The following is a 13,586-nucleotide window of genomic DNA, read 5'->3' as shown; positions in this document are numbered from 1 at the left end:
TACTTACTGCGCGCCGCTCATCGCGCCGACTTTTGCCATCACAAACCCGATGAATTGTTCGACGGTCATTTTCTGGCCGTTGAAGGTCACTTCATTGTTGGCGTAGTGCAGCTTGGACACCACGTCGCTGCCTACCAGGGTGGCGAGCTGAGTGCCAACCGCCATGCCGCTGACCATCTCGGACGCCATCTGGGATTGCTGCTCGATGGCTTGAGGATCGGTCACGCCACCCAACTGCGCCTGCAACGCGGAAACGTCGGCGATCATCGGCTTGGACAAGGTCAGGTTGGCATCCAGCTGCGAGACCATCTGCTTGCCCAGCTCAACCGGTGGCAGCTCCATGGAGGAAGGCTTGGCCAGGTCCAGCACCAGGTTGAATTTGCTTTCGCCATGGGTGGTTTTCAGGGACAGGTTTTCCAACGCGAGATGGGGCTTGGCGGCCAGTACCTGGTTGACGTTCGCCTCGGCCAGGGCCTGCTCGGCTTCGCTCAGTTGCAGCTCAGGTGTGGGTTGGCCCGCTGCGGCAGCGGCTTGCACCGGCTGCATCTTGTCCTGGTAGAGCTTGGTCAGCGCCAGCATGGCCGGGATGTCGACATTCTTCATGCTCAGGGCCATGGCCGCCGAGCCCACGGGTTTGCCCTGGTAACCGATCTCGTCGATCTTGTAGTCGACACGGCCGGCCAGGTTGTTGTCCTTGGTTTCGCTGGAGTCTTTCTGCTCGAAGCCTTTGACGGTCAGCACGGCTTTCTGCGGGCCGAAGGTGAACTTGCTGTCGGTCAGCTCAACGGTGTTTTGCCCGGTGTAGAAGCCAAAGGTGGATTTTTCCAGGTTGCTGGCGATGGTCAGGCCAGCCAGTTCGGCCTCGAAGGCGTCACCCTTGGCATCGACCGCTGCGATTTTGAGGCTGTTCATGAAGCCGTCGGCCTTGACCTTCTGGCCTTCGGCGGTGCTGTCGAAATTCATGTTGGCGCCGGAGAAGCTCACCGAAGACTTGTCGTCCTTGAACGCCAGGGGCAGCAATTCGATGTTGCCGTTGACCGAGCGGCTGTAGCCGATATTGGCCACGCCTTTAAGCGGCGACACGTCTTTGGCGGCGGCGAACCATTTCTCGGTGGTGGCGTTCTTTTCCAGTTCGTAGTGACTGGTGGCCATGACCGGCAGCCATTTGAGCGTGACCAGGCGCGAGATCGGCAGCGGGCCGTGTTCGATATGGTCGACGAAGAGCAATTCGGGGTTGGGGTTTTCTTCGCCAAACACCGAGCCTTGGCCCTTCAGGCGGTAGTGCGCGGTGCTGCTGAACACGCCACGCTCCAGGGACACCAGCTCCAGGGCCACGGTGCCGTCGACGCCAGCCATGGAGCGCTGCAGTTCCTTGTTGGCGTCCTGCACCGCCGTTTGCAGCACCGGCTCCAACTGTTTACCGGTGTACCAGGCGCCGCCTGCACTGACGACGCCAACGGCGACCACAAAACCCAAAAGAACGACTGCTGGCTTATTCATGAAGTGACCTGATCAAATCCTGTGAGAAGTGGGCTGTCTTCCTTGAACCCCGAGTGAGGTTGGCTCAAGCCCGCCGAAAAGCGGGGGGAAGATTAGCACTGGCGGCCGCGAACGGCCCAGCTTTTCAGAGGGGTAAGGTCGGCACTTGGTTCACGAGTACTCCAACTCGATTTCATCCAACTGGTGGTCAAAACTCTTCAGGCGCGCTGTCCAGGTGTACACCAGCACCTCGAATTCACGGTGAATCACCGCATTGCCGGGGGTGTCGGACTTGGGGTCGCAGAAGTCCAACTGATAGCGCTCCCGGGCCATCTGCGTGGCGACATCGGACAATTCCCGCGCGTTATTCAGCCAGTGCCTACCCTCGTCTACCTGCCGGTCGAGCAGCACGCATTGTTTCTTCAGGATTTCGAGGCTTTTTTCCAGAGGCGTGCCGGTGAGGTCCCCCATGACTTCCTGGAAAGTACGCCCGGGCTGCCAGTAGCTGCCCCAGAAATAGCGGTCGAACACGGTTTCGACACGGCGCAGGGCGACCTTGGTGTCCCAGATTGCAACCCGGGTCTTGCCCTGTTCGAGGAGTTTTTTCTTCACTCGTTGGTTCTGGTAGGACGCCCAGGCCACCACGCCGATGGACAAGGTGCCGATGACCAGGCAGGCACTGTCGAGAAACACCATGGCCTTGTCGAGTTGATGGGCGAGCATGACGCCGTAGAAATACGCGGCCGATAACAACACCAGTGCGAAAAGCACGCACCAGAAAGCGGGAGCATAAGGGTTTTTCATTATTGGAATCCCCATGAGCAAACGCGAGCAGTGTCAGGGGAGCGTCACCGCGCTCCACCTGACAAAGCATAGTCATTCGCTCAGGGTTTGCTGGCCTGTGAGGCTTGCGTTCGTCCGCTTTCCCAGCCGCCGCCCAGGGCCAGGAACAGATCGATCTGGCTCATGGCAACCTGGGTGTTCGCCGCCGCCAGTTGCGCGCGCATCGCGGTGTAGGTGCGGGTGGCTTGCAGGTCGGCGAGGAACGATTCGCGGCCGGCCTTGAAGAACCGGTGGGTCTGGTCCGCAGCCTCTTGGGCAGAGTGCTCGGCGTCAGCCAACGCCTCGCGCCGCTGCAAGACGGCGGTGTATTGCGCCAGGCCGGTCTGGGTTTCACGGATGGCGTTGAGCACCACGCCGTCGAAATGCGCCAGGGCGCCCTGGGTCGCGGCTTCGGCCTCGTGGATGCGCGCACGGGCGCCGTTGGTCGGCACCGTCCAGCTGATCATCGGGCCGAAGCCCCAGCGGTTGGTCGCGGGCTGGCCGAGGTTGTCGAGCAGGCCCACGGTGCCCACCGTGGCGCCGATGGCGATGTCCGGGTACAACGCGCCGGTGGCCACACCGATACGCGCGGTGGCGGCGGCCAGTTGGCGTTCGGCCTGGCGCACGTCGGGGCGACGCTTAAGCAGTGCCGCACCATCGCCCACCGGTAACAATTGAGCGATGTGCGGCAGCTGGGCGCAGGTGCCGGTACCCGCCGGCAGTTGGTCCACGGGCTTGGCCAGCAGCATCGACAGGCGGAACAGCCCGGCCTGGCGCGCCGCTTCGTAGCGCGGCATGTCGGCGCGCAAGGATTTGTACTCGGTTTGCGAACGGGTGACCTGGGTTTCATCGCCACGGCCCGCGTCGCGCAGGCGTTGGGTCAGCTGGGTACTCTGGGCTTGCAGGTCCAGGGACTCGTTGGCGATCGCCAGCTCTTCGTTGGCCGCGCAGACCTGGGTGTAGGAGCGCACCACATCGGCCACCAGGGTGATGCGCGCAATATCCACGGCGGCCTGGGCCGCATCGGCGCTGGCCTGGGCGCTTTCGATGCCACGTTGCAAGGTGCCGAACAGATCGAATTGATACGAGGTGGTAATGCCTACGCTGCCAATGTTATCCACCGGCACTTTGTCTGCCTGCAAAAACGCTTCGCCGGATTCCTGCAGGCGCTGCACCTCGGCCTTGGCGCCGGCACTCCAGCCGCCGGCGGACTCAGCCTGTTGGGTCTGATAACGCGAACGCTGCAGGTTGGCGGCAGCCACGCGCAGGTCGGTGTTGGAGGCCATGGCCTGGCGCACCAGCTCATCCAGGCGCGGGTCTTGGTACAGCTTCCACCAGTCCGCCGGCACCGGCGCCGACACCACGTTGTTGCCCTCCCCCAACAGTTGCCCTTGCAGGTCACCACGGTTGATGGCGGCCTTGTCCGGCAGTTGGTAATCCGGGCCGACCACCTGGCACGCCGACAGCAATACACCCAGCCCCGCGGTGGCCAACAGCGCCGCCGGTTTCATGGTTGTTCTCCCTGCTGCGCCTTGGCCGCGGGCTTGTCGCCGATGATCGACACTGTCGCCGTGCGCCCGGCGATCATGCGGAAGTCCGCCGGCACGTCATCGAACGCAATACGCACCGGAATCCGCTGGGCCAGGCGCACCCAGCTGAACGCCGGGTTGACGTTAGGCAGCAGGTTGGAGCCGCTGCTGCGGTCTCGGTCCTCGATCCCGGCAACAATGCTCTGCACGTGGCCGTGCAGGCGCGCGTTATCGCCGATCACGCGGATGTCGACGCCCATGCCGACGTGGATACCGTCGAGCTTGGTCTCTTCGAAGTAGCCGTCGATATGGAACGAGTTACTGTCCACCACCGACAACACCGGGCGGCCGGCGGTGACGAACTCCTGGGTACGCGGCGCGCGGTCGTTGACGTAGCCGTCGACCGGGCTGCGGATCACCGAGCGGTCGAGGTTGAGTTGGGCCGAATCCACCGTGACTTGCGCCTCGGCCAGGGCCGATTGGGCTCGGGCGACACGGGACTGGCTTTCTTCCAGCTGCTCGCTGGGCACCAGGTTGCCGAGGCCCCGGTTACGCTTGTACTCGCGCTGGGCCTGGGCCAGGGTTTCCTGGCGGTCGGCCACGGCAGCCTGGGCCTGGCGCAGCGCCAGCTTGAAACGGTCCTGGTCGACGGCGAACAGCACCTGGCCTTTGCTGACCAACTGGTTGTCACGCACGTCGACCCGCTGGATCAGCCCGGACACATCCGGGGCGATCTGCACGATGTCGGCGCGGATGTGGCCGTCACGGGTCCAGGGGGCAAACATGTAGTACATGACCATGCGCCACACGACGACGACCGCAAAGGTCACGATCAATAACGTCAGGACTACACGGCCGATGGTCAAAAAAGGTTTTTTCATGTCATCAGGTATCGACTGAGTGAGTCCACCGCGCCCAGCAACAGCGCGTAGAGCCCCACATTGAATAATGCCCGGTGCCAGACCAGGCGATAAAAGTGAATGCGCGTCAGCAAACCGTGCACCACCAGGAACAACACGTAGGTAATGCCCATCAGCACCAGCAACGTGGGCAGGAACACCCCGCTGATATCCAGATCACCGATCATAGAGGCGCTCCATCGGGCAACGGCGCCTCCATCTCCGTGCCGCCAATAAATTCCACGCCGGGCAACAGCGCCAGGCGCAGGCCAGCCAGTGCATGCAACAGATGCAGGCGGGTGTCGTCTTCGTCTTGCAGGCCTTGCCCGTTGAGGGCACGACGTGTGCGGTCGAGGGTCATCAGCAGACCGCTGGGCGCGGGCAAGCGTTCACCCGCCTTGAGGCAGGCCTTGAAGTAACCACCCACGCCGTCCACCACCTGGTTGAGCAGCACCCGAGGCACGCCGAGGATGCGCGGCGAATAGGCCAGCAGGTCGAGCAGGTTCAGCGCCACGCGCAGATCACGCAGGGCGATGCCGGTGTCCTGGCCGATGATGGCCAGGCGCGGCAGGTGCTGCATCAGGCGGTCGAGCATTTGCGCGGCCAGGTAACGTTGCTCGTTCAGGGTCGAGGGCTCGGTCATGCCGACGATGTCGTTCCAGCTGAAACGGGTCAGGCGCTTGGCCGCCAGTTCGGCGCCGAAGGGCCGGGAAACCAGGGTCCATACAAAGGCGAACAGCAGGCCCACGGGCCCGGCCAGGTTGACGTTGGCGAAGTTGAGGAAGTCCGCGTCGTAGGCACCCTGGATGCTGATGAACGATGAGGTATTCACCAGCGTCAACAGCATGCCCAGGTAAAAACGTGGCTGTACCGTGAGTGTGCCGATGCAGATAAAGGGCACGGCGAACGCCAGCACCAGCATCGGGAAATCGTGCAGGTTGGGCAACACCAGGAACAGGTACAGGCTGGCGAACAGCACCGACATGGCGGTCCAGAAAAAGAACCGGTAGATCTGCGGTGCCGGGTCGTCCATCGAGGCGAAGAAGCTGCAGGCGACGGCGGCCAGGATCACCGCACTGCCGCCGTCGGTCCAGCCCAGCAGTATCCACAGCACCGAGGCGACGATGATCGCGGTCACAGTGGAGAACGCCGAATAGAGCATCAGCCCACGGTCGAGGAATGGCGTCAGCCGGCCCAGGCGCCAGTGGCGGTAGACGGCGCGCCAGGTGTCCTGGCTTTCACACTGGATGGCCGCTTGCAGGCTGCGACAGTCTTGCCACAGGTCGATCCACTCGCCCAGGCGGTACAGGGCGTTGGAAAACAGCAGCGTATGGCGGTCGTCCAGCGCTTCACCGTGGGGTTGCAGGGCGTCGACCTGGTCGCGCAGGGCGCGCCAGCGGTCCAACGGCGCGGACTCGGTGGTACTTAGCAACCATTGTTCCGTCGCCTCCAGCAACGGCGCGAGCGCGGCGAGAAACTCCGGCGCTCGGTGCTCGATGGCGTACAGCGCATCGTCGAGCGCATCCACCACCGGCAGCAGATGAATCATCCGCCCGCGCAGTTCCTTGGTGTTGCGTACCGTCTGCGGCCGCGCGCCTTCATGGGGCAACTGGCCGATCATCAATTCGAGGGTGTTGAAGGTGGCGACCATGCCACCGCGCAAAGTGCTGACTTCTTCCGGCGTTATGTTGCGGGTGAGAAAGCGCTGGCTGTAGACCTGCGCATCGCTGAACCACTTGGCGACCGAGCCATCGAACACCGGCATCAGGCGCCGGGGCCAGAACATCGCGCCGACCACCGCGGCGACGGCGATGCCGAGGAATATTTCCTCGGTGCGCGCTTCAGCCACGTCCCACACCGCGAGCGGGTTATCCACCACCGGCAGGGCGATCAGCGGCAAGGTGTAGCCGGCCAGCATCAGCGCGTAGTTGTTGGCGGTACGCAGGTGCATGGAGAGAAACAACAAGGTGCCCGTCCACAAGGCAATCACCACCACCAGCAGGTAGGGTGACTGTACGAACATCGGCACGAACACCACCGCCGCCGCCGCGCCCATGAAGGTACCAATGGCACGGTAAAGCGCCTTGGAACTGGTGGGGCCGACAAACGGGCTGGAGACGATATACACCGTGGCCATTGCCCAATAGGGACGCGGCATTTGCATGAGCATGGCGATGTACAGCGCGATCATCGACGCCGCGAAAGTGCGTACGCCGTAGAACCAGTCCTTCGCCGGCGGCAGGCCGGTGAAAAAACCGCTCAAGATGTCACACCGGCAGGGTGTTGATGGGCCGCTTCAAAAGCACGCAGTACACGCAACGCAGCCTCCATGTCCGCAGGGGCAATCTCGGCCAGCACTTCGCGCCGCAGGCGCACCAGTTGCACCTCCACCGCCTGCACCAGCTCGCGACCGCGCTCGGTCAGGCTCAGGGCCTTGGCACGGCGATCGTGGACGTCTTCGGTGCGGCACACATAGCCGCTGCTGCACAACTGATCGAGCAGGCGCACCAGCGACGGGCTTTCCATCCCTGACGCCTGGGCGACTTTCACTTGGTGCACACCATCGCCCAGGCGACCGATCATCAGCAACGGCACGGCGCAGGCTTCTGAAATACCGTAGCTCACCAGCGTGTTCTGGCAGATTTTGCGCCAGTTACGGGCGCCCACCACCATGCTGCTGCTGAGGTTCATCTGGAGTTGTTCGAGGGATTGAGGCACTGGATAGTTCGCATACTGTTAGTTTGCTAACTATCAATATGGCGGAGAGATCAAATTGCGTCAAGTTTTGAAACAATTTAGCGGATAGGTGGTGGGAGGGTCGGATGTTCAGCAATCGCATAAGCCATGTGGGAGGGGGATTGCCCCCCTCCCACATTTGGATCGGTGTCGGCTTCAGACAACTTTCAAAAGATTTTTTTACCCTCCTCGCCCACTCCGCAACATCAGATTCAACTCATCCACCACTTCCGCCCAATCCGCGTCCTCGCAGATTTCATCGCGCAAAAACGCTCTCTGGCTGTCCGTCCAAAAAAACGCATCCGCCAGATGCAGCTCCGGCTTAAGCGGTGAATGAGCCGCCACAAACTGTTCGATACTGACCCGGTCATCGGCCAGCCCAAGCTGTTTGAACAGTGACGGCAAGCTGTGCACAGGCGATTCCATGGCGGGCTCCTAAGAAGACAATTCCCCAGAGTCTAGTTCAGGCGCCAGCCAGGCCAACAACCGTTCGACGCTCTGTTGTGTCGACAGCACGCCGGTGTCCAGTACCAGCGAAGCGTGGGGCGGTGGCTCGTAGGGCGAACCAATGCCGGTAAACCCCGGTAGCTCACCCCTGCGGGCGCGGGCGTAATGACCTTTGGGGTCGCGCCGCTCACAAACCGCCAGCGAGGCACTGCACCACACTTCCCGATAATCGGCCCCCAGGCGTTGGGCGAAGACCGCGCGCAATTGCACCAGGGGCGCAATCATCGCCAGGATCACGATTTGCCCGTTGTCCACCAGCAACGCCGCCAGTTCGCTGGCGCGGCGGATGTTTTCCAGACGGTCGCCGTCGGCAAAGCCCAGGTCTTTGTTGAGCCCGACGCGCAAGGCGTCGCCGTCGAGCACGATGCTCTGGCGGCCTTGTTCGAAGAACGCGGCCTGGAGGCCCTGGGCCAGGGTCGACTTGCCCGAGGCGGGCAGGCCGGTGAGCAGGATCGCCACACCCCGATGGCCATTGCGCGCCTCGCGTTGACGGCGGGTGATGCTCGCCGTGGGCGCCACCAGGTTATTGGGCGACGGCACGCGGCACCGGTGCGCTGATGTTGCCGGCGGCCCAGGCCGATTCACGGCTGGCCAGGGCGGTGGCGATGCTTTGCACGCGGTCGGAGTCCAGTTGCTCCGGCAGCGGGTCGAGACCGGCGCTGGCGAAGATCTGGCCGTAGGCGTTGCGCAGGTCGGCGTAAGCCAGGTCGCGGCGCAGGTCGGCTTGCAAGGTACTGAGCTCGCCCTGGATCAGGTCGAGTTCGCCCAGGCCAGCCGCTTCGTGTCGATTGCGCAACTGAGTGAGGATTTGCCCGTCAATATTGGCCAGTTGCTCGCTGGTCTTGAACTGGCGCACGGCGTCCTGGAAGTTGGCGTTGGCCACATAGATCTGCGCCAGCACCGCGATAGACATGGCCTGGCGCCTTGCGGTGGCGACTTCTTCACCGGCCTTGGCCACGTCGATGGCGGCGGGCGCGGACATCACGTTAAACAGGTTCCAGGTGATTTTGGCGCCGTAGTCGGCCCAGCGATTGTCCACCAGGAACGAGTTGCTGTCGTAGTGGCCACCGGCGGAGAACTCCAGGCCCGGCAGCAGGCGCAACATGGCCTTGCGGGTTTCGGCGGCGCTGATGCGGCTCTGGTAATCCTGCTCGCGCAATTCCGGCCGATTGGCCAGGGCTTCCTGTTCCAGGCTGGCCAGGTTGACCTTGAGCTGGGGCACGGTGTAGTCGTCCGGCGTGGCCAGCCTCAACTCAGTCCCCATGGGCAAGTTGATCAGGGTCGCCAGCTCGGTCTTGGCCAGGGACAAGGCACGGCGCTGTTCCTGTAATTGGCGTGTGGCTTCGATCAGCGAGCGTTGGTAGCCAAGGGCCTGGACCGGGTCGCCGATGCGCTGCTCGCTCATGCTTTGGCTATCGACCTGGGCTTTGTCGACCCGCGCCATCAGGCTATCGATCTGGGTCAGCAAGCGCTCGGCCGCCACGGCTCGCCAGTAGGCCGAGCGCACGTCCTGGACGATGGTGTTGATGACCTTGCGCCGACGTTCCTGGATGATCAGGCGCTGGTCACCTTGCTGCTTGGCGCTGATGTAGCTGACACCAAAGTCGAGTACGTTCCACACCATGGTCAGGTCCGCCACGCGACGATCGCGGTCCTGGGAGGTCGACGGCTCCAGGGACTGGGTACCGGTGAGCACGCTCTGGCTGCTGGAAGCGTTGGTGTTATTGCGTCCGGCATAGCCTGCGGACAAGGCCATGCGCGGCAGCATGTCGAAGCTGGAGAGATCCGATTGGCGTTTGGCCAGGGCCTCTTCCATCACCTTCAAACGACCTTCGAGGTTGTATTTGACGGCGCGGGCCATGGCCTGGTGCAGCGTCAACGCGCCGCTCAACGGCTCCTGATCCTTGTACATGCCGTGCAGGTCGTTGCGGGCTCGCTGCTCGCTGACACTGCGCTCAATCGGTTCGCTGGTGACTGCACAACCGCTGATCGCCAGCGCCAGCACACTGGCACCGAACAACATATGACGTGTCTTCATCCTTGTAATGCCCCTGTTACTACGCCTGGAGTTAAGTGTGTTCAAGCCTGCATTTCGCTGATGCCGACTTGTTGCAGTGCGTGCGCCAGGTCCATCACTTGGCGCTGTTCTGTGTCTTTGAGCTGCTGCAATTGCTGGCCGAGGCTCGGCGCGCCAAACATGCCGCGCGCCCCCTGGACCGGATCGCCCGGGCCTTTGATCGATTGGTTGTCGGACGCCTTGAGGGGGCTATCGTCACCGTGGGTTTCGCGATTGAACAGGCTCGACAAGGTGCTTGAACCAAACACCCCGCCATCGCCGCCGCCCAAGCCCAAAAAGCCGCTGGCGCTGCTGTCACCGGCCCTATCGGTGCCGAATACCTGGGCGATATAGCTGGGAGCCAAGGCACCGTTGCGCAGAAAGATGCTGCCCACCGGCGGCAAGCCCGCCCCCAGCTCACGTTGCTCGAACAACGGCGGGAAGCCGATGGGTGAACCGAGGACGCCCGTCGGCCGGCCAAACACGATCGGTTGCAAGGGTGGGTTCGGTGCGTCTTGAGGCGGTGCCGGATCGGTGACGCGGAACAATGGGTCGCCGGTCAGCGCTACCGTGTTGATCGCATAATTGTTGGAGTTGGCATAGCCGCTGCCCGCGTTGCCCGACAGGTCATTCACCAAGCGGTTATCGAGGGTGATGAAATTGCTCGGGTCATTGAGGTTGGCCGTTGGCGTCAAGGTCGCAGTCCAGGTCTTGCCACCGTCACCGGTGACCAGGTTGGACAAGCTGCCGTTGGCCACGCTCAGGGCATCCAGATTAAAGCCGCTGACTTTCTCGCTGAAGGTGAACGTCACGGTAGTCGTCTGGCCGACGGTCAAGTTCGGGTTGGCGATACTGATGGTCGCGGTAGGGCGCTCGCCATCGATCGCGTAGTTATTCGAGATCGCGATGCCGGTGCCAACGTTACCCGCCGTGTCGTTAACCTGGCCGGCATCCAGCACGATCAGGTTGGTCGCATCGGTGATGGCGGCGGTCGGCGTCAGGGTCGCGGTCCAGGTTTTGCCGCCATCATTGCTCGCCAGGTTGGATAGCACGGCATTGGCGACACTCAGGTCCGAAAGATCAAACCCGGTGACGGCCTCGCTGAAGGTGATGGTCACCAGCGAAGTGGCACCGATGTTCAGGCTGTCGTTGGTAACGACTATGGTTGCCGTCGGCCGCTGGGTATCGATGGCGTAGTTGTTGGAATCGGTGCTGCCGCTGCCGGTATTGCCCGAGCCGTTCTGAACGCCGCTGTTGTCGAGGGTAATCAGGTTGGTGGCGTCGGTGACGTTGCTGGTCGGCGTGAAAGTCGCCGTCCAGGTAACACCGCCGTCGCTGCTGCTCACAGTCGTCAAGGTGCCGTTGGCAATCGTCAGGTCGGCGTTGGTGAAGCCGCTGACCGCTTCGCTGAACGTGATGGTGACCAATGAGGTCTCGCCGATATTTAACGCATTGTCCGCCACCACGATGGTCGCGGTTGGGCGTACGGTGTCGACGGTGAAATTGACCGAGTTGGTGGTGCCTGTGCCGACGTTACCTGCCAGGTCGGCGATGCCCGTGTTGTTCAGGGTGATCAGGTTGGTGGTGTCCTTGATACCAGCGGTCGGAGTAAAGGTGGCGGTCCAGGTCACACCCCCATCGGCACTGCTCACCGCCGTGAGGGTGCCATTGGGCACGTTCAGGTCACTGTTGGTGAAACCGGTGACCGCCTCGCTGAACGTGATGGTCACCAGTGACGTTTCACCGGCGACCAACGCCGTATCAGCGAGCACGATGGTCGCGGTCGGCCGCTGGCTGTCGACGGCGTAGTTGTTCGAGTCGGTCGTACCGCTGCCGGCATTGCCCGCCAAATCGGTGACGCCGGTGTTATCCAGGGTGATGACGTTGTTTGCATGAGTCACCCCGTTCACAGGGGTCAGCGTCGCGGTCCAGGTGATGCCACCATCGTTGCTGCTCACCGCGCTCAATGTGCCGTTGGCAATCGTCAGGTCGGCATTGGTAAAGCCGGTGACCGCCTCGCTGAAGGTGATGGTCACCAGTGAGGTCTGGCCGATGCCGAGGGCTGAATCGGTAACCACAAGGGTGGCGGTTGGGCGCTGGGTATCGATGGCGTAGTTGTTCGAATCCGTGGTGCCCGTACCGACGTTACCGGCCAGGTCGTTGACGCCCGTGTTGTTCAGCGTGATGAGGTTGGTGGCGTCGGTGACGTTGCTGGTCGGCGTGAAAGTCGCCGTCCAGGTGATACCGCCGTCGTTGCTGCTCACCGCGCTCAACGTACCGTTGGCGACGCTCAGGTCGGCGTTGGTGAAACCGCTGACCGCTTCGCTGAACGTGATGGTCACCAGGGACGTGCCGCCGATGTTCAGCGCCGGGTCGGCAACGACGATGGTCGCGGTCGGCTGCGCGGTATCGATGGTGTAGTTGTTGGAGTCGGTCGTACCGCTGCCGGCGTTGCCCGCCAGGTCGGCGATGCCGGTGTTGTTCAAGGTGATGAGGTTGGTGGCGTCGGCGATGCTGGCACTCGGGGTGAACGTGCCTGTCCAGGTGATACCACCATCGTTGCTGGTCACCGCGCTCAACGTACCGTTGGCGACGCTCAGGTCGGCATTGGTGAAGCCGCTGACCGCTTCACTGAAGGTGATGGTGACCAGTGACGTGCCGCCGATGTTCAGCACCGGGTCGGCGACGACGATGGTCGCAGTGGGCCGCACGGTATCGATGGCGTAGTTGTTCGAGTCGGTGGTACCCGTGCCGGCATTGCCCGCCAGGTCGGCAATGCCGGTGTTATCCAGAGTGATGAGGTTGGTGGTGTCGGTGAGGCTGGCGCTCGGGGTGAACGTGCCTGTCCAGGTGATACCGCCATCGTTGCTGCTCACCGCGCTCAACGTGCCGTTGGCAATCGTCAGGTCGGCATTGGTGAAGCCGCTGACCGCTTCGCTGAAGGTGATGGTGACCAGGGAAGTGCCGCCGATGTTCAGCGCCGGGTCGGCGACGACAATGGTCGCGGTGGGCCGTACGGTATCGATGGCGTAGTTGTTGGAATCGGTCGTACCGCTGCCGGCATTGCCCGCCAGGTCGGCGATCCCGGTGTTGTTCAAGGTGATGAGGTTGGTGGCGTCGGTGAGGCTGGCGCTCGGGGTGAACGTGCCTGTCCAGGTAATACCGCCATCGTTGCTGGTCACCGCGCTCAACGTACCGTTGGCGACGCTCAGGTCGGCGTTGGTAAAGCCGGTGACTGCTTCGCTGAACGTGAATGTCACCAGCGACGTTTCGCCGATTTTCAGCGCCGGGTCGGCGACGACGATGGTCGCGGTGGGCCGTGCGGTATCGATGGTGTAGTTGTTGGAGTCGGTCGTACCGCTGCCGGCGTTGCCCGCCAAGTCGGCGATGCCGGTGTTGTTCAAGGTGATGAGGTTGGTGGTGTCGGTGATGCTGGCGCTCGGGGTGAATGTGCCTGTCCAGGTGATACCGCCATCGTTACTGGTCACCGCGCTCAACGTACCGTTGGCGACGCTCAGGTCGGCGTTGGTAAAGCCGGTGACTGCTTCGCTGAACGTG

General features: G+C 62.7%; 11 protein-coding genes. All 11 read right to left on the bottom strand.

Annotation, left to right across the window (positions count from 1 at the left end; all coding sequences use genetic code 11):
* Positions 1-3 precede the first annotated feature (3 nt).
* Positions 4-1,500 carry a YdgA family protein gene (locus tag AC1Q6I_RS23850; RefSeq protein WP_024072693.1) on the bottom strand — a complete coding sequence of 499 codons (1,497 nt, stop codon included), beginning with the start codon at positions 1,498-1,500 and terminating at the stop codon, positions 4-6.
* Positions 1,501-1,650: 150 nt separating this feature from the next.
* Positions 1,651-2,283 carry an NADH:ubiquinone oxidoreductase subunit N gene (locus AC1Q6I_RS23845; RefSeq protein ID WP_069074964.1) on the bottom strand — a complete coding sequence of 211 codons (633 nt, stop codon included), beginning with the start codon at positions 2,281-2,283 and terminating at the stop codon, positions 1,651-1,653.
* Between the two features lie 80 nt (positions 2,284-2,363).
* Positions 2,364-3,812: an efflux transporter outer membrane subunit gene (locus AC1Q6I_RS23840; protein WP_024072691.1), complete on the bottom strand. Its 1,449-nt coding sequence runs from the start codon at positions 3,810-3,812 to the stop codon at positions 2,364-2,366.
* The gene (locus tag AC1Q6I_RS23835; RefSeq protein WP_024072690.1) at positions 3,809-4,711 is read right to left on the bottom strand and encodes an efflux RND transporter periplasmic adaptor subunit; all 903 of its coding nucleotides are present in this window, start codon (positions 4,709-4,711) and stop codon (positions 3,809-3,811) included. The genes AC1Q6I_RS23840 and AC1Q6I_RS23835 overlap by 4 nt, the downstream gene beginning before the upstream one ends.
* Positions 4,708-4,917, bottom strand: coding sequence for a DUF1656 domain-containing protein (locus tag AC1Q6I_RS23830; RefSeq protein WP_016969155.1), 210 nt, complete (start codon positions 4,915-4,917; stop codon positions 4,708-4,710). Before AC1Q6I_RS23830 ends, AC1Q6I_RS23835 begins: the two co-directional genes overlap by 4 nt.
* Positions 4,914-6,992, bottom strand: coding sequence for an FUSC family protein (locus AC1Q6I_RS23825; protein WP_102625409.1), 2,079 nt, complete (start codon positions 6,990-6,992; stop codon positions 4,914-4,916). The genes AC1Q6I_RS23830 and AC1Q6I_RS23825 overlap by 4 nt, the downstream gene beginning before the upstream one ends.
* The gene (locus AC1Q6I_RS23820; protein ID WP_024072688.1) at positions 6,989-7,420 is read right to left on the bottom strand and encodes a MarR family winged helix-turn-helix transcriptional regulator; all 432 of its coding nucleotides are present in this window, start codon (positions 7,418-7,420) and stop codon (positions 6,989-6,991) included. The genes AC1Q6I_RS23825 and AC1Q6I_RS23820 overlap by 4 nt, the downstream gene beginning before the upstream one ends.
* Before the next feature lie 225 nt (positions 7,421-7,645).
* Entirely contained in the window at positions 7,646-7,891 is a 246-nt protein-coding gene (locus AC1Q6I_RS23815; protein WP_024072687.1) for a DUF2789 domain-containing protein, read from the bottom strand.
* A gap of 9 nt (positions 7,892-7,900) precedes the next feature.
* Positions 7,901-8,512: an adenylyl-sulfate kinase gene (gene cysC, locus AC1Q6I_RS23810; protein WP_024072686.1), complete on the bottom strand. Its 612-nt coding sequence runs from the start codon at positions 8,510-8,512 to the stop codon at positions 7,901-7,903.
* Positions 8,496-10,010, bottom strand: a complete 1,515-nt coding sequence (locus AC1Q6I_RS23805) for a TolC family protein (RefSeq protein ID WP_069074966.1) — start codon at positions 10,008-10,010, stop codon at positions 8,496-8,498. Before AC1Q6I_RS23805 ends, cysC begins: the two co-directional genes overlap by 17 nt.
* 41 nt (positions 10,011-10,051) lie before the next feature.
* Positions 10,052-13,586: beta strand repeat-containing protein (locus AC1Q6I_RS23800; RefSeq protein ID WP_492618407.1), on the bottom strand; the 3,535-nt coding region annotated here is incomplete at its 5' end.

This window comes from Pseudomonas sp. MPR-R2A5 (genome assembly GCF_058793055.1).
Note: the sequence above shows the minus strand (reverse complement) of the source record. Positions and strands in the feature narration are given on the sequence as shown.

Bases quoted from the DNA above. Each gene is read 5' to 3' on its own strand.
- AC1Q6I_RS23850 (WP_024072693.1), bottom strand. From the start codon at position 1,500: ATGAATAAGCCAGCAGTCGTTCTTTTGGGTTTTGTGGTCGCCGTTGGC.
- AC1Q6I_RS23845 (WP_069074964.1), bottom strand. From the start codon at position 2,283: ATGAAAAACCCTTATGCTCCCGCTTTCTGGTGCGTGCTTTTCGCACTG.
- AC1Q6I_RS23840 (WP_024072691.1), bottom strand. From the start codon at position 3,812: ATGAAACCGGCGGCGCTGTTGGCCACCGCGGGGCTGGGTGTATTGCTG.
- AC1Q6I_RS23835 (WP_024072690.1), bottom strand. From the start codon at position 4,711: ATGAAAAAACCTTTTTTGACCATCGGCCGTGTAGTCCTGACGTTATTG.
- AC1Q6I_RS23830 (WP_016969155.1), bottom strand. From the start codon at position 4,917: ATGATCGGTGATCTGGATATCAGCGGGGTGTTCCTGCCCACGTTGCTG.
- AC1Q6I_RS23820 (WP_024072688.1), bottom strand. From the start codon at position 7,420: ATGAACCTCAGCAGCAGCATGGTGGTGGGCGCCCGTAACTGGCGCAAA.
- AC1Q6I_RS23815 (WP_024072687.1), bottom strand. From the start codon at position 7,891: ATGGAATCGCCTGTGCACAGCTTGCCGTCACTGTTCAAACAGCTTGGG.
- AC1Q6I_RS23805 (WP_069074966.1), bottom strand. From the start codon at position 10,010: ATGAAGACACGTCATATGTTGTTCGGTGCCAGTGTGCTGGCGCTGGCG.